At 56.9% G+C, this 18,910-nt stretch carries 18 protein-coding genes; 10 read left to right on the forward strand and 8 right to left on the reverse strand.

The annotated features are described in order from the left end of the window. The first annotated feature begins 13 nt into the window (after positions 1–13). The 3 genes from ACMLHG_RS02670 to ACMLHG_RS02680 all read left to right on the forward strand — a co-directional run bounded on the left by ACMLHG_RS02670 (position 14) and on the right by ACMLHG_RS02680 (position 2,125). Positions 14–1,351 (forward strand): 4Fe-4S binding protein, encoded by a 1,338-nt coding sequence (locus ACMLHG_RS02670; protein ID WP_417169454.1) that lies wholly within the window; start codon positions 14–16, stop codon positions 1,349–1,351. A gap of 22 nt (positions 1,352–1,373) precedes the next feature. Beyond that, the gene (locus ACMLHG_RS02675) at positions 1,374–1,880 is read left to right on the forward strand and encodes a DUF1893 domain-containing protein (RefSeq protein WP_417169455.1); all 507 of its coding nucleotides are present in this window, start codon (positions 1,374–1,376) and stop codon (positions 1,878–1,880) included. Positions 1,881–1,987: 107 nt separating this feature from the next. Next, positions 1,988–2,125 carry a hypothetical protein gene (locus tag ACMLHG_RS02680; RefSeq protein ID WP_417169456.1) on the forward strand — a complete coding sequence of 46 codons (138 nt, stop codon included), beginning with the start codon at positions 1,988–1,990 and terminating at the stop codon, positions 2,123–2,125. Between the two features lie 825 nt (positions 2,126–2,950). On the opposite strand, the gene ACMLHG_RS02685 is transcribed toward ACMLHG_RS02680, so the two are convergent. Together ACMLHG_RS02685 and ACMLHG_RS02690 are read right to left on the reverse strand one after the other, a co-directional pair. Next, on the reverse strand, positions 2,951–3,823 hold the full coding sequence (locus tag ACMLHG_RS02685) for a hypothetical protein (RefSeq protein WP_417169457.1): 873 nt from the start codon (positions 3,821–3,823) through the stop codon (positions 2,951–2,953). Positions 3,824–3,855: 32 nt separating this feature from the next. After that, entirely contained in the window at positions 3,856–4,350 is a 495-nt protein-coding gene (locus ACMLHG_RS02690) for a flavodoxin family protein (protein WP_417169458.1), read from the reverse strand. Between the two features lie 152 nt (positions 4,351–4,502). On the opposite strand from ACMLHG_RS02690, the gene sugE reads away from it, so the two are divergent. From sugE to ACMLHG_RS02720, 6 genes are all read left to right on the forward strand, one after another. After that, a complete protein-coding gene (gene sugE / locus ACMLHG_RS02695) occupies positions 4,503–4,823 on the forward strand; it encodes a quaternary ammonium compound efflux SMR transporter SugE (RefSeq protein WP_417169459.1) in 321 nt (106 codons plus the stop codon). Positions 4,824–5,270: 447 nt separating this feature from the next. Then, entirely contained in the window at positions 5,271–6,581 is a 1,311-nt protein-coding gene (locus ACMLHG_RS02700) for an MFS transporter (protein WP_417169460.1), read from the forward strand. Beyond that, the gene (locus tag ACMLHG_RS02705) at positions 6,511–7,509 is read left to right on the forward strand and encodes an ROK family protein (RefSeq protein ID WP_417169461.1); all 999 of its coding nucleotides are present in this window, start codon (positions 6,511–6,513) and stop codon (positions 7,507–7,509) included. Before ACMLHG_RS02700 ends, ACMLHG_RS02705 begins: the two co-directional genes overlap by 71 nt. Positions 7,510–7,927: 418 nt before the next feature. Then, entirely contained in the window at positions 7,928–8,971 is a 1,044-nt protein-coding gene (locus ACMLHG_RS02710; protein WP_294435905.1) for a zinc-dependent alcohol dehydrogenase, read from the forward strand. Further along, positions 8,972–9,781, forward strand: a complete 810-nt coding sequence (locus ACMLHG_RS02715) for a sugar phosphate isomerase/epimerase family protein (protein ID WP_417169462.1) — start codon at positions 8,972–8,974, stop codon at positions 9,779–9,781. A gap of 38 nt (positions 9,782–9,819) precedes the next feature. Next, positions 9,820–11,199, forward strand: coding sequence for a glycoside hydrolase family 57 (locus ACMLHG_RS02720; protein WP_417169463.1), 1,380 nt, complete (start codon positions 9,820–9,822; stop codon positions 11,197–11,199). Positions 11,200–11,257: 58 nt separating this feature from the next. Here ACMLHG_RS02720 and ACMLHG_RS02725 read toward each other — a convergent pair whose 3' ends face one another. From ACMLHG_RS02725 to ACMLHG_RS02735, 3 genes are read right to left on the reverse strand one after another with little or no spacing between them, the layout of a single operon-like run. Further along, positions 11,258–13,219: a beta-galactosidase gene (locus tag ACMLHG_RS02725; protein ID WP_417169464.1), complete on the reverse strand. Its 1,962-nt coding sequence runs from the start codon at positions 13,217–13,219 to the stop codon at positions 11,258–11,260. Positions 13,220–13,223: 4 nt separating this feature from the next. Beyond that, complete coding sequence (locus ACMLHG_RS02730; RefSeq protein ID WP_417169465.1) at positions 13,224–14,747, reverse strand: glycoside hydrolase family 5 protein; 1,524 nt, start codon at positions 14,745–14,747, stop codon at positions 13,224–13,226. A gap of 53 nt (positions 14,748–14,800) precedes the next feature. After that, positions 14,801–15,619: a DUF1559 domain-containing protein gene (locus ACMLHG_RS02735; protein WP_417169466.1), complete on the reverse strand. Its 819-nt coding sequence runs from the start codon at positions 15,617–15,619 to the stop codon at positions 14,801–14,803. A 182-nt stretch (positions 15,620–15,801) separates the two neighbouring features. On the opposite strand from ACMLHG_RS02735, the gene ACMLHG_RS02740 reads away from it, so the two are divergent. Next, positions 15,802–16,599 (forward strand): helix-turn-helix domain-containing protein, encoded by a 798-nt coding sequence (locus ACMLHG_RS02740; RefSeq protein ID WP_417169467.1) that lies wholly within the window; start codon positions 15,802–15,804, stop codon positions 16,597–16,599. Positions 16,600–16,678: 79 nt separating this feature from the next. On the opposite strand, the gene ACMLHG_RS02745 is transcribed toward ACMLHG_RS02740, so the two are convergent. The 3 genes from ACMLHG_RS02745 to ACMLHG_RS02755 all read right to left on the reverse strand — a co-directional run bounded on the left by ACMLHG_RS02745 (position 16,679) and on the right by ACMLHG_RS02755 (position 18,775). Further along, positions 16,679–17,455 (reverse strand): sulfide-dependent adenosine diphosphate thiazole synthase, encoded by a 777-nt coding sequence (locus ACMLHG_RS02745; protein ID WP_366943123.1) that lies wholly within the window; start codon positions 17,453–17,455, stop codon positions 16,679–16,681. A gap of 185 nt (positions 17,456–17,640) precedes the next feature. After that, positions 17,641–18,141: a flavodoxin gene (locus ACMLHG_RS02750; protein WP_295806381.1), complete on the reverse strand. Its 501-nt coding sequence runs from the start codon at positions 18,139–18,141 to the stop codon at positions 17,641–17,643. 19 nt (positions 18,142–18,160) lie between these two features. After that, the gene (locus ACMLHG_RS02755; protein WP_294435916.1) at positions 18,161–18,775 is read right to left on the reverse strand and encodes a DUF3793 family protein; all 615 of its coding nucleotides are present in this window, start codon (positions 18,773–18,775) and stop codon (positions 18,161–18,163) included. Positions 18,776–18,910 lie beyond the last annotated feature (135 nt).

An 18,910-nucleotide genomic window follows, 5' to 3' on the forward strand; every position in this document is an offset into this window, starting at 1 on the left:
GGAGGAGTCATCCATGACAAACGTTGCGCAATCCCGCTGGAAAACCATCCGCAACGCCCTTGCGGCGCTGGTCCTGCTGCTCTTCGTCCTCGCCTTCACCGGCTTCGGCGAACTCCTCACGTTTCTGGTGCACGTGCAGTTCGCTCCGGCTCTGGCAGGCTGTTTCGCCGCCTTCTCCGCCGGAGCGCTGATCACGGTGCTGGGGATTGCATTGCTCACGCTCCTTTTCGGCCGGGTATACTGCTCCGTTCTCTGCCCCTTCGGCATTCTGCAGGATCTGATCGCCCTCCCGCTCCGGAATCGAAAGATTAAAGTTCCCAACCTCCCCCTGCTCCGCTATGCAATTGCCGGAGTTGTTTTCGGCGCACTTGCCGCCGGCTGGGCGGCGGGCCTCCTGTTGCTCGACCCCTACTCCAACTTCGGGCGGATCCTCGGAGCGTTTCTCTCCGGCGGCTTCGTTCCCCTCCTCGTGATCGCCGCGCTCTGGAAACGGAGAATCTTCTGCACGGCACTCTGTCCGGTCGGAACGGTGCTCGGGTTGATTGCGAAACTCTCCCCCTGCCGGCTCCACTTCACCGAACAGTGCGTAAAGTGCGGCCGTTGTGCCGCCGCCTGTCCGACGGGATGCATCGATCCCCGCAACGGTATCCTCGACAACGAGCGTTGTGTGCGCTGCATGAGTTGTGTCGCAGCCTGCAACTTCCACGGCCTCGCCTTTTCCCGGCCGAAAGCGGCGGAAATTCCGGTCGATCCATCGCGCCGGGCATTTCTGCTGCGCGGCGGCGTACTGGTCGCCGGGCTGGCGGCCGGCGCGGTGCTCGTCCGGACCGGTCTCTCCCGGCTGGCGGAACTGCCGCGGCGGTTCGGTATCCTGCCGCCGGGCGCACAGGATGCGGAACGGTTCGCCGCAAAATGCACCTCGTGCCAGCTCTGCACGGCGAACTGCCCGGAAAAAATCATCGTTCCGGCGCCGGGCGGAACCGGACCGGTTTCGCTCGATCTGAACCGCGGCGTCTGCCGTTACAACTGCAACCTCTGCTCTCAGCTCTGCCCGACCGGCGCGATCCGCCCGCTGACACTTAAGGAGAAGCAGCTCACGAAAATCGCCGAAGCGAAATTCAATCCCCGAAACTGCATCGTCTTCCAGGAGGAAGAGGAGTGCGGCCGTTGCGCCTCCGCCTGTCCGGCACATGCCATCACCTTGCGCGGCAACGGAACACCGCGCCCGGTGAATACAGATCTCTGCATCGGTTGCGGGGCCTGTCAGATGGTCTGCCCGGCCCCGGAGAAAGCGATGACGGTTCATGAGATCGAAAAACAGGTCACACTTCCGGAACCGGTCTGGCAGTGAACCCTTTTATCAGGAGAGTGCAATGATGCGAATGATTTCTCTGTTCGGCGCGGTGCTGACCGCGCTGTTGTTCACCGGCTGTACCGCCGCACCGGAATCGAAACTGGAAACCGCCCGGCAGATGATTCAAACCAACCGGGCCGAATGCGTTCTCATCACCGCCGACGGCCGGCTCGTCACCGGGGAACGGGGCCACGGGGTGAATCCGCTCCTGACGCTCTACGAAACACGCCAAAGCGATATGGCCGGCGCAACCGTGGTGGATAAGGTGGTCGGCCGGGCCGCCGCCGCCATCGCCATCTGTGGAAAGGCGCGCCATGTGCACGGCGAGGTGATGAGTGAGGATGCGGTGAAATTTCTGCAGAAACACGGCATCACCACCAGCCAGACGCTGCTGGTGCCGCGCATTCTGAACCGGAAGCGGAACGGTCTCTGCCCGCTCGAACAATCGGTTGCAGGCATCGACGACCCGGCAAAGGCGCTCTCCGCTCTGAAACAGCGGATCGCGACGCTCCGCAGCGGGAAATAGCTCAAAGAGAAGCGGATGCAGCCTCGGCCGGACGAGCCCCCGCCTCGCGCTGAGGTTCGTTCCGGAATTTGCGCGGCGAAGCGTGTTCCCACTTCCGAAACTGCCGGTTGAAGCTCGAAAGCGAGGGGAAGCTGTTCCGCCTGATGCCGCCGTCCGAACCCGGCGACGACGTACGCAATTCAGGCGGATTCACGAGCTGCGTCGTGCTCGATGAGCCGGAGCCGGCCGCCCCCACCCGGAGTTGAAAAGCATGGCACGGACAATTCAAAGTAAGCTACGGAATTACCTGTTCTCGGGCATGCCGGCACATCAGTCCTCCAATGAAAGGTTTCATCCATACGATTTGATGACCGATCAAGCAGGCATATGGCGTTCGATATCATGAAACCCTCAAGTTGAAAATCCATCAACTGCGCGATTTTTCAAGCGTAAAAAAAGTACTCATGGCAAGGACTGTCGGAGAGGCTTTTTGACAGGAATGCCAATTCCGCGCTTTACAACCGTGGGAACCGGGTTATATTAAAGAGGACGTCGTAAAAGCCGGATTCCGTCATATAGCTATTGTGGAGGTGTGAAAATGCAGGAAGAGTGGCATGAACCGACGCGAAGGGACAAACTTCGGGCTGCTGCGTTTGCCTCCACGCCCGCGGGAAAAAGATTCAATGCGGAACTGCATGAGAGAAGCATGCGATATATCGACTGGAGAGTCAGGAACGAAGGCTTTGTTCCGTCTCCGGAGACCATGAAATCATACGAAGAGTGGTTGGCGAAGCATCCGGAACTCTACAAGAATCCGCACAAGTAATCCCTGAATAAAAACCGGGCGACCGAAGCCCCGTAAAGCTTGCCAGTACTCATATATTGTCGTGTCGAGCCACCCCGTTCCATCACGGCTTCTGCTGTTTTCGGAAACTGGAGTTGAAAGAGTTTGAACAATCACCGGAAGGACAAAGCATCCCCCCGTCGATCAGCCCAGTCAAGGCTCTGGTAGGGTTTAGCAACGGGATTCTTTCGATTGGAATTTTGTCCAGAACAATCCACGGGAACAAGGAAGCGGGCACAGCACATCTCTATTTTTCCTCTGGAATCAGGTAGAAGGTCGCATTCCGGCCGGGAGCCTTCACCTCCCGGTAGAGGTAGGCGGCCCGGATGGAGGGATCGCTTTCTATCACTCCGTCGAAGAACATCCGCCCATCCTCCTGTCGATGCCAGGCGAGCGGCCGGTATATCTCCCGGACGATGCCGCGATAGACGCAAAGCACATATTCAATGGTACCGAGCCGGGCTTGATCCAGCCGCCAAGCCTTCCTGGTCCGTTCATACAGAATGGCCGGATCGTACGCCGCCTCCTGATAGGTCTGTGACAGTTTGACCCCGAGCATCCGGTGGTGCGGGATAAGTTCCCCTTTGTACAGCAGCCCCTCGTCTTCCAGAAAACAGCGGAACTCCTTCCAATGCTCCTTCAGCCCCTTCGACAGATCGTCCACCTCCTGCATCGCCCGCAAGAGATCGTAATAGGATACCGCCGCAATCGGGAACGGATAGTTTTTCCGCAACGATTCGACATCCTGTAACGTCTTCTCCTTAAAAGAGGAAGAGACAAGAATCAAAGCCCGATCCGTCCCCTCACAGAGCGTTCTCAGCCCGTCCGCATGATTCCGGAGCTGATCCAGATGAAACCAGTCTGACGTCTTGAACTCAAAATGAATGCAGACCGGCGCCTGCACGATCACCCCGTCCGGAATGCTGCCCGCCTCATTCTTCTGCTGCTGTGAAAATATAATTCCGAACCGCGGAATCCTGTCCAGAGGCAGGATTCTTTTGAAGAGATCCCGGAGAAACAGCGGATTTTCTTCCGTCATGAGGCGCAGAAACAACATGCAGTAGTTGGTGATTCTGTTCTCATTCGTCGAATACCGGGTGAACAGGCTGATCGGATCCATGCAACTTCTCCGCAACTTGCCGCCGGACAATGCTATTTTGCCGCCGGGAAAATCTCCTTTGCCTTGCGCGCCACCCGCTCCCCGAAAATGCGGAACATGGGTTTGCTCGCCTCGAAATTCTCCTTGAGCGCAACCGCGCCGAGGTGGATGTAAGGCTGTCCGCAGGCGCCGCCGCCGGAGTAGACCAGCATCCCCTTGACCATCATGTGGGTGATCAGGGTCTGAATCGCGATATCCGCCCCGCCCTGCGCAAAATTCGCAGTGGCGAATACCGCCCCCAGCTTGCCGCCGAGCGAACAGGGCGCCGGCTCGTCGAACCACTTCTTCCACTGCCAGCAGGTGCTGGCAAGGTAGGTCGGAGTGCCGAAGAACACCGCACTGCTGGCGGCCAGAAATTCCTTGTCGATCGCATCGAGCGGAAAAAGCTTCACCTCGACATCCGGCACCGTGCGAACACCCTCGGCAATCACCTCCGCCATTTCGCGGGTGTGTCCGGTCAAACTGTAGTAAAGGATGGAAATTTTCATATCAGATCTCCTGAACCGTTTTTGCTATAGTGTATCACGCAGAAGCGCAAAAAGCAAATTGCTCCGCCAGGGAAAAAGTTGATTGAAAAGAGCTTTTCCCGTGATATATTACCTCTTCTTCAACGGAACGTCGCTTGCGAGGAAAAGGTGTCATGAACTGGATCTGGTTGTGCATCGCCGGAATACTGGAAATTTTCTGGGCGGTAGGAATGAAATATTCCCACGGCTTCACCCGGCTCATCCCCTCCCTTCTTACCGCGGCAGCCATGCTCGCCAGCCTGGGGTGCCTCGCGCTGGCCATGCGCACCCTGCCGCTCGGCACCGCCTACGCCGTCTGGACCGGCATCGGAACTGTCGGGACCGTCATCGTCGGCATGATCTTCTTCGGGGAGTCGACCGCCATACTGCGGATTTTATGTCTTCTGCTGATCGTTTCGGGCATCGTCGGCCTGAAACTCCTCTCCGTGAAGTGATCCGTTCACCGACTTCGCGCGACTCCGGAAAATATCCTCCGGAAATCTTAATGTGCAGTTGTCTCCGGGAACAAAGCAGCTCGTTGGAGTAAAGTTCCTTAATTCCGATATTATGAAAAACAGCAGAATTTTACAACTTCATGCATCCTCATCGAAAATGACACAATTTGCCTTCGAATGAGAGAAAACACTATTCAGGGCTCAGTGGCAAGACTCACGTCGAGTACAACTTCTTTATAATTCAGTAACCTTCTGACGTGGGCAGAAAAATTGAATTCCGGCCTGTTTTGCAACAATACTTCGCCCATTCTATGCTGCAACAGAAGGTTTAGACTGTTTCAGCGAAAAAAACGGAATATTAACTGCTGCGCATTTGTTGTTTTCTTGAGAAATGATATATTACACTTTTAACAACTATTGACACAAGTAAAAACAAAAGGACATGTTATGACTCATCGGAATTTGCAACTCGGGCGTTATGATTACGCGGGATTCTCGGCATTCACCATGTATTCGGTCTGCTCATTAGCGATTCCTCTGATGATCGTGGCGATGGGAAATTCATTGAATTTTCCGCTGGATCAGGGGGGGATGGCGGCCGGCGGTGCGTTGCACGCCACCCGAAGCATTTTCATGGTGGCAGCGCTTCTGGTTTGCGGTATGATCTCTGCCCGTCTGGGAAAGCGCCTTACCATGGGGTACACCATGATTCTCGTCGGGACCGGCATCATGCTCTGCGCCTTCACTTCCGCATACTGGATGTTGCTGCCCTGCCTGATGCTGGCCGGATTCGGCGAAGGCATCTGCGAAGGGATCCTGACTCCCTTCGTTCAGGACCTGCACCCCAAAGCGCCGGAACGGTATGTCAATATCGCCCACTCCTTCTGGTCCGTCGGAATCTGTCTCGTAGTAATCGTCGCGGGAGGGTTGCTGACCCTGGGGGTAAACTGGCGCATCGTGCTCGGCGCGATCGGGTTCCTGACCGGATTCGTCTCCGTGCTGTTCCTGTGGCGTGAAAATCCCCGGCATAAATATCCTGAGGCTGCGGTCAAAACCGCCCCGAGGGACGTCTGGCACTATACGCAGGAAATTGCCCGCGAACCGCGTTTCTGGATCTGCAGTGCGGCAATGTTTTTCGGAGCAGGAGCGGAGTTCGGCCTCACCTTCTGGGCAACCGCCTACATCGAATTGACCTTTCACACCAGCGCCTGGGTGGCAAGCCTCGGCACCGGCGTCATTGCGATCGGAATGTTTTTCGGCCGGGCCGGCTTCGGCTATATTGCGCGCCCCCATACGTTGCGCTATATTCTACTGTCGGCAGGGCTCGGAACGATTCCGGTCACCGTGTTGCTCGCCTTTCTGCATCCTGGGTTGCTGCCTGACTGGCTGCTGTTCCCTCTCTTGTTCCTCCTGCTTCTGCTCGCGGGCATCGGCATCGCGCCGTTCTGGCCCACCACGCAGATTTATGGAGTCATCACACTCCCCCGCTGCAACTCCACTATGCTCTATGTCTATTATTCTGCTCTGGGCATTCCCGGTTGCGGATTCTTTTCCTGGTTAATGGGGGTCACAGGGGACCATTTCGGGCTGAAAGGCGCAATTCTTGTCGTTCCTGCTTGCCTTATTGTGTTTTCGGCGATAATTTATTGGGAATGCTGGATCCGGCAGAAAAAAGGAAGCATACTGCATGAAGAAACAAACGACCGCACAGTTGCGAAAATCCAATCACAACCTGATCCGAAATGTGATGTTGACTGAAGATGCATGGACGAAAGAAGCCCTTGCAGCCGCAACCGGTCTAAGCCGATCCACCTGCTACAATATCCTGATCGACATGCTGGCGTCCGGAGAAGCGATCAAGCTTTCTCACGGCATATCCGACGGCGGACGCCCCGCCTGTCGCTTCCAATACTGCCGGACTTTCGTGCTTTTTGCGATTGTGCTGCTCCAATGTGAGAACCTGCAAAAGAGCATTTCCATTCTCGTAACCGACGTGGGAGGCACCGTTCTCTCCCGAGAAAAATATTTTGTAAACACTGTAAGCGTTGAATTTCTGGGGGAGTTGCTCCAGGAAACTGTCAGGGCCAATCCCGGCATAAAGGCCATCGGCATCTCCTATCCGGGCGCGGTACGCAACGGGAAAACCGCCTGCTGGAGCGATATGGAGGAGCTGACCGACCTCGATTTACAAACCTTGCTCCAGCAGCGGCTTGATCTTTCCCTGTACATTGAGAATGATATCAACCTCAGCGCCTGGGGCTATGCCCAAAAGCACCGAGGCGAAACAGATACCTTTGCCTACATCGCCTTTCCCCGCGGGAACCTCCCCGGCTGCGGACTGGTCCTGAACGGACAACTTTTTCAAGGTTGCCGTGGTTTCGCCGGCGAAGTTCTTTATATCCAGAATCAGGACTGGGACGAGCAACGCAGGCGCCTGCGAGAAAAATACGGTCTAGCCAATATGGTTCTGCAAATGCTGCGCCCCATCACCGCATTGCTCGATCCGGATCGCATTGTGGTTGCCAGCGACGAAATTTCAGCAAATGACATCGCCTATATTCAGGAAAAATGTCAGGCCATGGTTCGCCATGATTTCCTGCCGAAACTAATCTTTTCAGGAGATCACGGGCCGGATAACTTTGCAGGGCTTCTAAACGGTGTGCAAACGATCTACTTTGCACCTTAATATGAAAATCCATACACGAGTTCCAATACCTTTCAAAACGGTGTAATTTGAGGACCATTCATACTCATTGGGCTCTGTTTGCGTGATTTTTCAAAGATTCCTCCCCGGTATACAACGCCAAGCGGATTCATCCGGCCTTGCAATATCAAGCTCCGCACAAAATCGATTTCGAGACTTGCAATCGGCAAGCGATGAGATCGACTAACGCAAAGGAACTTATATCAATCTTTCCATAAAAAGTTCTACCGACGGGGAAAGGTGCTGGCGAACCATGCCGTTCTCCTCCTGTCTCTCACCGTCTTTTTCATGTGCCACGGCGTGGAACCTCGATTCCGGTACCGGATTCCGCTTGACATTCCCGGTTTGCGTGATATAATATAACCATATAAAAACCACACCAACAAACGAGAGGTGAAAAATGTCAAACGTCAAGACGATGGCCACCGTGATCGAACGCCCCGGCGAGGCGGCGTTCCGGGAAGTAACCCTCACACCGAAACGGGAGGATACGGTTGTCGCGCGCACCATGTTCAGCGCGATCAGCACCGGTACCGACATGAAGACCTACCACGGCATGCAGCACCCGGAGCAGTGCTATTATCCGCTGGTTCCCGGGTATGAGAACATGGGCGTCATCGTCGAAGAGGGCAGCTACGCGCCCGGGCTCCACAAGGGCGACCGGGTCATGATCAACGAATGCCGCAAATACGGCGACTGCTGCGCCGCGTGGGGCGGCGGCACGCTGCTGGTCCACAAGGACTCCGACAACGCCGGCGGCGCGGGCGACCCGCTCTGCAAGGTGCCGGACAATGTCTCGGACACCGACGCGGTGCTCGCCTATCTCGCCTGCGTTCCTCTCAAGGGAATTGAACGCTTCCATCTGCGTCCCACCGACGTGGTGCTGGTCTTCGGGGCCGGCATGGTCGGACTGAGCGCGGTTCAGATTCTGAAGATCAAGTGCCCCGGCATCACGGTAATCAGCGTCGAACCCAACCCCTTCCGGCGCGCCATCGCCGAAAAATACGCCGACTACGTCATCCCCTTCGGCGACGAAGGAATCCGCCAGCTGCTCGACATCACCAACGGCAAAAAGGCCGACAAGATCATCGAATGCTCCGGCAATCCGATCGTGCCCGGCGTGCTCTGGAAATACATCAAGGACGGCGGCTGGAACGACGACGATGAACCGGGCCACATCCATCTCAACGGTGATTATCCGGAAAAACTGGTCTTCGACCACTACCACCGCTGGTTCGTCAAGAACGTCAACATGTCGATGACCTGCGCGATCAAATGGCGCGGCAAGCCGGAAATCCTCAAGTGGATGAGTGAAGGCAAGTTCGTCACCAAGCACCTGCCGATCGAAATCTGGCCGGCCGCCAAGGCGAAGGAGGCGTTTGAGTATCAGTCGAAACACGGTGCCAACGTCTTCAAGATCCTCTTCGACTGGAGGGACCTGTAAATGCAGCTCGGCAACGCCGCATGGGGATTGCGCGAAACCCCGCTGGAACAACAGCTTGCCATCACTGCCGCGATGGGTCTCGAGTTGCTCGAGCTCTCCATCGCCGGTTACGACCGGGACTATCTTCAGCTCGACGCGGATGAGAAGAAGATCGCCGAAGTGGCGGAGCTTTTCCGCCGTTACAATGTCCGGCTCGACTGCGCCTGCACCGGGAATGATTTCACCGGAGACGACGCGGCCGAACAGCTGACCAAAGTCAAAACCGTGATCGACATCGCTTCGAAACTCGGCGTGAAGTTCCTCCGCATCTTCGCCGGATTCCGGTCGGACAGCGAAGTGGCTGGCCCCCGGTTCGGGCGGATGATCGACTGTCTCCGCTCCGCCGCGGAATACGCCGTGCCCCGGGGCGTCACGCTCGCGGTTGAAACTCACGGCGGCGTCATGACCAACGGCGACGCGCTGGTCCACTTCGCCAGCGCCACCACCCGGATCGACTGGTGGGATGACATCCTTTCCACCGGCGTATCGATCAACTACGATCCGGCGAACTTCGCCGCGGTCGGAGCAACCGATCCGGTCGCATTCTACACCCGTTTTAAAAACGCAATCAAATATGTCCATCTGAAGGATTTCCGCAGTGTCGAAGGAGGAGTTCTCCCAGCGGCCTGCGGCGAAGGGCGGCTGGACTGGCCGGCGCTGATGGCGGCGCTCGCCGACTACACCGGCCCGGCTCTGATCGAATATGAGCTGCCCGGCGACGTCGAAGACGGACTGCGGCGCAGTCTGGCGTATTTGAAGCAGTTCCGGTAACATTGCAGTAAAAGTCCAACGCAACAGGAGATTTATTTATGTCGAAGAAACCGCAGATCATCTTCATGCCGCATGCGAACATTCAGTACTCGCAGCTCGATCCGGCGCGCCGCGCCTGGGTGTGCGAGAACTGCTACCGGCCGCTCTTCGAGCTGGTGCGTGACGGAGACTATCGGATTGCCTTCGAAGCCTCGGGGCGGACCCTCGAAGTGATGCACGACGAAGCGCCCGCGGTGCTCGATCTGCTCTCCGGCCTGATCCACGAGGGAAAGATCGAACCGATCGGTTCGCCCTTCATCCACGTGATGCTGACCAACATTCCGCCGGAGATCGGCATCGACACGCTCCGCCACGGGCTCGACGCCTGGGAGAAATACACCGGCGTGCGTCCCGAAACCGGCTGGAATCCGGAGTGCGGCTGGGCCGGCTGGCTCCCCGACGCCTATCTGGAGGCGGGCTTCAAATCGCTGGTGATGGATGCCGACAGCTTCTTCCTCTCCTTCCCGGAAATCCGCGAAGCGACCGGCCTCAAGTACGACGTGCAGGGCCACAGCAACAAGAACCACCTCTTCAAGATCGAGGAGTACATCAAGGACAAGCCGGAATTTCTGCGGTATCTCACCAATCCCTCGGTTGCACCGAACGGGCTGAAGATGATCTTCCGCAGCGACTGCATGGCCAACCCGATGCTCTGGTATCTGATGGGAGCGACGGAGGGGATGCGCAAGGACCCGGTTTCGCTCGACGAAATCCGGGAGATGTTCCTCAAGTGGCAGCCGCGGATTGCGAAGTCCGGCAGTTTCATCATGCCCTACGCCGAAGACGCCGAATACATCGGCAGCTCCGCCTACTTCTACGTGAAGCAGTTCAACCAGGCGCGCTTCTTCGAGCCGGAACCGGCCAGCGTGAACCGGTTCCGCGAACTGCTCGACATGGCCAAGGAGGTGGGCTACGAACTCTCCACCCCGGCGGAGGTGATCCGCTCGGCGGAGACGGTGATTGAAAACGATCTCATCGAGAACATCGAAAACGGTGTGGCGTGGCACGGCGGCACCGCCAAAGCCTGGGCGAACACCAGTTACTCGCGGATTCTCGACCCGGTCTGCCGTTCGATCTTCGACGGCGTGACCGCGCTGCGGAAGCACCTCGGCAACACGCCGGAGCTGGAAAAGGCGATGAAGGCGGTCACCAGCGCCTACGTTTCGGATTCGCGCTGGCCTCCGCTGCCGACCAGTCCGGGGCGGTTCAACGTCCGTGAGACGCTCGACGACCTCTACCTCGCCAACCGGATGCTGGAGGAGGCGATGGCGAAGGGCGGAATCGCGGAGAAGCGGGCGATCTATTCCGCGCCGCTGATGCTGACCCAGATCAAGCTGATCGAGCAGATTCTGATGGAGCAGAAATACTTCGGCGAATAACGCCAGAGAAACTCCCCTGCCCGGCCGGGAAATTATTTCCCCGCCGGGCTTTTTTGCATCATGACTCCAACGAAATCATGGCGTGGCAGGTAAACTCCTCCACCCGGAAGCGGATCCTGCCGCCGGGAGTCGAATCAAACGACAGCGCCCTGTCCTCCGGCACCAGCAGAACCCGTTTCACCGGACGACGGGGAGAAAACTCCACCTCGATATTCCGCAGCGGCGTCAGGTCCTCGATGATTTCGACGCCGGTTCCACGCTTGACGATCGGCGCGAAGAGCAGATGAATGATCTCCCGGTTCTCCTCCGGGGCGTCCATGACGAAGACGCGTGCGACACTCGGTAGAGAAGTACGGATGATCCGCCGTGATCCGAGCAGGGAGTCGACAATCTTCGCCAGATGGATTCGAAGCACCGCCTGTCCATTCTGTCGGTATTCGCGGAAGACCGGACAGGCGAGCGCGGCACCGGAGTCGCTCACCACCCCGAAATCCCAGCCGGATTGTTCCGGCCGGTTCGGCGTCTGCCGGTGGCTGCAGAAGTGCTCCAGCGTCCGTTCGAAATAGGGGTCGAACACGCTTCCTGCGGATATGCCGCGGCGCACCTTCAGCCGAACCGCTCCGGAATACAGGACAAATGGAGTGGTGAGAAAATCAGGAGAGAACTCCTTCGGCGGCAGAAGGTAGCAGACAGAAAACTCTTCCGGTCCGACAATCTCCGCTCCGAGATCGAACGGAGCCTGCAGCAAAGAACGCCCGGAAAGCAGAATCTTTCCGCCGGAAGCGAGATAACGGTTAATCCGTTCAACCAGTTCACCACTCCACTCCATCGCGTCCGGAAAGATAACCAGAGTGTAACTGGAGAAATCCATCTCCGGATGGAGCAGATCGAACAGGAAATGACTTTCCAGCAGAAAGCGGGAGGCGCCGATGTCGAACTCGTTTCCATCCGGCAGATTGCAGGAAGCGGCGGAAATGAGTGCAATTTCAGCCCGGTTCTTCGCACCGCGGCAATACGGTTCTTTCTCGCGCACCTCTCGATAGGCGGCGCCGATAATCCGATAGGTGGATTCATCCAGCCGTCCATCGGGGTGAAGCTGATCGCCAATGCTGATTCCGGCCCCGTTGGCCAGAGCCAGTGCGCACTCGTACCGAAGCGCGTTAGGGTGTTTGAAACTGCCGAACTCCCCCCAACCGCCGTGGAATTTACCGGTCATTCCGACAAAATGCAGACCGGTTTTACGGGCGAATCCGGCGGAGAGAGGGAAGAAGTCGTATCCCCAGCCACCGGTCGGCAGACTTTCCAGTTCGAGGTGGGAAAAGTATTTCTGCAGAAGTTCGGGACGGCTACGGTCAATCCCGCCGGAGTTGTGGAAAATCGGCATTCCGGGATCGTGTTTCCGGACCGCTTCAACCGTCCGCGCATAGTAGCGTTCCAACACTTTCCGGCTGAAACGTTGCCGATCCTCCTCCCGTTCCGGTTCCAGGCCGAGGCGAAACATGTCGTGCAGACAGTTCGGGCAGCAGCACTGCCGTTGCAGCACGATATCGAGAAAGATACCATCGGCATCCGGAAAGAGCACCATCACCTCCTCGATCATCGCACAGAGATGATCGAGATATCCGCTGTTGAAACAGAGCTTGTGAAAACCCGGTTCGAAAAGAGACTGTGCTCCCCACGGCGAGATGCCGGGTGGGTTGATTTCGCGCCATTCCGGATGAGTCTGCGCGCAGAATTCATTCCCGCCGGCGGAGAGATAAACTGGAACCCGGATTCCGACCTCGTGCGCGGCATCAATCTGAGCCCGGAGGAGATTGAACGAAAGAGCGGGATGCATCGTGCCGACCTTCGTTGGATGATAGCTGTAGCCGTGGTGGCAAAGGGAGAAGCAGGTGATCGAATCGACTGCCGCCTCCCTCAACGTACGTTGAAATTCGCTCTTGTCGAACGCCGTGCCGACGTCGGGAATCTCTCCGGAAGTGTGGAAATCCAGATGAATCTGGCGAAAAGAAAAACTCATACGGTTACTTCTCTCCTCCCTTCCCGTTTTTCCTCAGGGCGTCGAGCAGAACCTGTTTCCGCGGATTGTCGGCGGATTTCCGGAACGATCCGCGCCGGGGCGATTCATGTTCGATGCTCCAGCCGGGGAACTCCCGGTAGGCATGAAAGGTCCAGTCCCAGCCGTACTCCTCGAACAGTTCGATCAAATCTTTCAGATACTGATCCGCGCCCTCCGCCCAGGAGATTACGCTGAATTCTCCGATGAAGACCGGCACCTGATACTTTTTCTGAAAGAGAATGACATCCTTCAAATCCTCCCGGAGCTTCTCCTTGTTCCAGTACTCCCCCTGAATGACGCCGGGATAGCGCCAGGTGAACGGAGTGGCCTTCAGCACGCCCTGATGGGTGTAGTCGACCGGAGCATAGGTGTGGGTGCTGTAGATGATGTTCGGATCGTCGATCTTGTGGAATTTCCTCCAGTTATCCAAATCCGCTTCTACAATGATCGGTGTTGCCGGATCGACCTCGCGAATCGCCTTGACGATCCGGCGGCTGATCGTGAACCAGGGATGTACATCGCCGGAAATGAGTCCGGCGGCCTGCGGTTCATTTAAAATATCATACCCGTAGATCAACGGATTGTCGCGGTAGTGTTCCGCCAATTTCCGCCAGGCCTGTTCCAGCTGTGCAATCACCTCGTCGGGATCGGTGATGATGTTGCTGGAAACCGCACTTTTTTTACTCCCGGCCGGACCGCGATGCAGATCGAGAACCTGTTTGATTCCGTATTTTTCGCAGAGCGGGAGCAGCCGGTCGATCTTCTCGATTTCGGCATCGATCCACTCGAGATATTTCCCGCGGTCGGAGATGTCGCGCTTCCCCGGCTGCATCTGGTATCGCAGCAGATTCGCCTTCCACGCCGCCAGCTGCTGAAATGCCTCTTCGGAGAGATCGTTGCCGCTCATGAATCCCCGATATCTGGCTCCTTTGAAATTGCCTCGGGGAATCGCTGCGGTATCGGGCATTTTGTACTGGGCGGCGGAATCTTTGCCCTCCACCGCCTGATAGATCTGGAACCGCCGGAGCCAATAATCTCCGGTAGCGTTCTGAATTCCCATCCACAGCTGAATGGATTTCACCTGTTCCGGCATTTTCAGCAGCAGAGTGCAGGTTTTCCAGCCCGTCGTGCCGTAACGGGGGATGCCCGCCGGTTCCGGATAACTCTTGCGGCCGTTGGCCTCCTCGATCACCAGCATGGCTTTGGCTCCCCAGTAGGGCTTCTCCGGTTTGGGAATGCGTTCCACCTTCATTTCCGCCTCGATCCAGACGGTTCCCCGGATCAATGTCGGGTCAATTTTTCGCACCAGAATTTGATTGCCCCGGATATGTAGCGCGCCGTCTTCGATCATGCTGCTGCTTTTGCCGCTCCATTTCCGGAATTCCTCCGGAGAATGAAAGTCCATGCTGTATAACAATTTTCCTTTCCCATACTCCGCCATGGCCAGCAGGCCGGCGAACAACAGTGCCATCGTCAACAAATGTTTCATACCACATTTTCCTTTCTTGATTTCAAAGGGGGGACCATGTTTCCCGAATCATCTCATCTCAAAGCGTAATACTTGTCGAAAATCAGCTCATCGCCTTCTCTTCCCCGGGGATCGGAGATGTTCTGCACATGGCCGTCCACGAAGAGGAAATTGGCACTGTTCCTGTGGATCCAGTTTGGACGTTGATAACTCCTCGCGGCTAAAACAGTTATCGCATCGCAATTGGATGCATTTACATGAAGATGATTGGGACGGTAATAGGAACGTGTTCCGACACTCAACAGGTTCGCATAGCGCTGGTCTCCCAGCAGCGCGACCCGGGGCCGAATCTTCGCCAGTTTGCGGTTGTACTGGGCAGCCCAGGAGGAGTTTCCGTAAACCCAGCCGCCGGAGGAAACGGCAGGATTCTCTGTCTGCGTGATTCCGTAATTCCCCGTATACCATGCATCCGCCGCCGCACCGGGAAACGGTTCCACCGACGGGCAGAAGTAAACCCCCTTGCGGGTCTGGCTGATCACCGCACTGGTCGACTCACTGAAATCCTCGAAATTTGAAGTGACGCCGTTCCCTTTCAGGTAGGGATAGATCAATCCGGTAAAGAAATAGTTGACGTGACTGCTCGGCAGCCAGCCGTCGTAATCGTTGACATACAGATTCAGGGCGAGTCCCAGCTGCTTCAAATTGGCGGCGCAGCTGGAGGCGGTCGCCCTTGCTCTCGCCGCATTCAGCGACGGCAGCAGCAGCGCGGCCAGAATCGCGATGATTGCAATTACGACAAGAAGTTCAATAAGAGTAAAGCTGTGCCACCTGCGAACTCTCTGACGGAGGAGCGACGAAAATTTCATGCGGGGGGACGGGTTCTTTTTCATCATCAGCTGTCCTTTCCGATTTATTTTTCCGGTGTATTTGCTCCGGATTCACTTTAAATGGCTCTGACAAAGCTGCACCACAGAGAGAGTGCTTTCTTGTATTTTACCATGTTCCAGCTATATTTATTATACCATAAAAGATGAAGATAAACAAGAGGTTGAATATGAATATAAGGATAAAATAGATGAAGAAAACAACCATTTCACCATTTCTTCGCCCCGGATTTCAGCTGGAAGTTGCGCACATTCAGCTGATCGATCCCCACTGGAATCACGCACAGTTACCGGGCATCCACTGGCGGCTTTATCACAATGACCGGCCCGGCAGCGGATTGATCCATCCGGACGGTTCCCGCATCGAACTTGCGCCCGATTCTCTCTATCTGATTCCACCGGCGACCCGGGCGGGCTCCTACAGCGAGGACAGTCCGGAACAGCTTTTTCTGCACTTCCACCTGGAAAACTGCCGGGTGAAGGGCACTCCTGTTTTCACCATCCCGCTTGACGATACACTGCGCAATCTGCTGGTCCAGACCCGGGAACTCCTCCGGCAGCAGGAGAACTCCCCGGCTGCACAGTTCTCCTCGATCGCCCTGGCTACCGCCGCGCTCGCCCGGCTTCCGACCGATGCGCTGATCGTCGCCGAATCCGACTCCCGTATTGTCCAGGCGTGTGAACTCATGCAGGCCCATCCGGAAAAACCGTGGAGAAATTCGGAATTGGCTGAGCGCTTCTACTTCTCCACCAACGCCTTCACCCGCCGCTTCCGCGAGGTGATGGGCATCACGCCCCACCATTATCTGCAGGAGATTCGCTATGCACTGGCGGCACAGCTGCTCGAATCCACCAGTCTCTCCATCGGCGAAATCTGCGAGAAAATCGGCGTCAGAGATCCATTCCACTTCTCCCGGGAGTTCAAACGTTACCACGAGCGTTCCCCGTCGCTCTACCGGAAGGTACGGCAGGGAGTGGCCCAAATGTAAAAAACTGATTGCCGGATGCAGACAAAAAAATCCCGGCGACCGCAGTTGCGGAAACCGGGAGCGAAAAATCGTGGAACTCTTACTTGCCGAGCGATTTGATGATGAGCGAAGCCACCTTTTCGCCGGAAAGCATCATGCCGCCGAAAATCGGCCCCATCCGGTAGCCGCCGGCCACGTTGTTCGCGCTCATGCCGCAGGCGAAAAGCCCGGGGAAGTATTCGACCGTGTTCTCGACCGTCGAAGCTTCGCCGGAATCCACCCACATCGGCTTCTCGCCCATGATGCCGCCGGTCGGCGTGGAAAGCTTGATCTGCGCCTTCTCGCAGGCGAGATGCATGATTTCGCTCGGGTGACCGGTGCCGTCCAGCACCGCGCTCGCAATCACCGTCAACGGGTCGACGTGCATGCCGAGCCGTTCGACCGGAGTCCAGTTGATCACCAGCCCGTTCACCTTGCCGTCTTTGAAGACGATGTCCTCGACACTCATCGCGTTGAAGATCTTCGCGCCCGCATGGACCGCTCCGTAGATCAGCGCAGACGCCATCTCCACCGAATCGAGCGTGTAGTAGCCCGGATTTCCTTCAATCGGCTGATGACGGATTCCGAACTCCTTGAGGATGTGGACGGCAGACTCCTGCACCACAACCTCGTTGAAGAGCATGCCGCCGCCCCAGGTTCCGCCGCCGGGCGCAAGTTTACGCTCGAAAATCGCCACCTTCAACCCGGCGTCGGCCATGTGTTTCGCCGCAACCAGCGCCGACGGGCCGCCGCCGACAATCGCCACGTCGACGATCAGGTTGGAGAGCAGTTTTTCGGAAAATTGCCGCACGATTGCGGCGGAGATCACATTCTCAATCGGCATTTTGCTGTTCCTTTCCAAATAAAAAAACGGCCCCTCCGGAGCCGGAGCAACATTCTATTAATATTACCTGAAAAAGAGTTTTTTCAAGCACACATGCATTCGAATCCGGAAAGAAAAAACCGCCCTGCCGGTCCCACCCGGGCTCCGGCAGAGCGGCCAACCATGGAGAACTCTTTCTTCTACAGCGCCGCTTCCCGGCGGAGCTGTTCGCACCAGCGGTCAATCCGGTCGGCGGTTTCCCCGGGTTCGTTGTCGTCATCCAGCGCAAGTCCGGCGAAAAAGCCGCCCTCTTCCGCTGTGGACAGCGAATGCATATAACCTTCGCTCGGCCAGCGGCCGACAATTTTTGCCCCGCGCGCCACCGCTTTTTCGGCAAGTTCGCCCATCCCGTTCAGGTAGGTGTCGCCGAATCCGACCGCGTCGCCGAGCCCGAAGAGCGCCACAAGTTTTCCGGAGAGGTCCGCGGCCTCCAGCAGCGCAACGCCGTTCATCCAGTCATCCTGCAACTCCCCGCACCCCCAGGTCGAGGTGCCGAGAATCAGCAGGTCCGCCTGAAAGTCCGCGGCGGAAGCGTTCCGGATGTTGACCGCCCTGCCCCCGAGCTTGCCGGCGATCGCCTGCGCGGCGTGTTCGGTGTTGCCGGTGCTGGAACCGTAAATTACCGTAATGATTTTACTCATTCTGCTGGTCCTTTCTTTTTTATGCTGCTGTTTCAGCATTGCGTATCTGTCGCATCAGCTCCGCCGGCGTGACGTTTCCCCGGAGCAGCCGGGTTATCTCCGCCTCGGCACAACGGAACTTCTCCATCACCGCCAGGGACTCCGCCGGATCCCCCGCAACCCGCCACAAGCCGCGCGGCACTGTGCGGCAGGCGGGACGATCCTCGATGAATCCCCGGACATCTTTCAGCGGGTACCCGAGAAAAATTCCGATCTCATGCGGAAAATTTTCTCCTTGACGGCACCGCATCGTGAGTTCCTCCAGAATCGCGGCCATCCCCTGCCCGGACGGGTAGCCGCATTCTTTCAGAAATCCGGCCGCCTCCGGCGCCGCCAATGTCCTCTCCAACATGGCGCGCCGGAAGAAAAGCACGACCAGATCGATGCCGTCATTGCGCAGAATCCGGCACTCCAGATGCAGAGCCTCCAGAATCTCCCGCTGATGCAGACAGAAGAGGTCGCACTGCACGCCTCCTCCAATCCGCCCGCAGTTGGTCAACCGCACCATCCCCGCCGGTTTCACGCCCAGGAGCACCGGAGCAAGTTTGATCATCAGATGTTTCAACAACAACTGGCGGCGGTCAACACACTGCATCTTCTCCTCCTCTTTCTTAATTAGATAAATCTAATTTCATCTCGAAATAAAAACAGCCCCGGCTGTCTGTATGATACAATAACCGCAAAAATAAAAAAATCAAGGGTAGAAATTAGAAAAGTCTAATTTTTTTCA

The sequence above is a fragment of the Victivallis sp. genome, from assembly GCF_048170485.1.
Taxonomy (GTDB): Bacteria; Verrucomicrobiota; Lentisphaeria; order Victivallales; family Victivallaceae; genus Victivallis.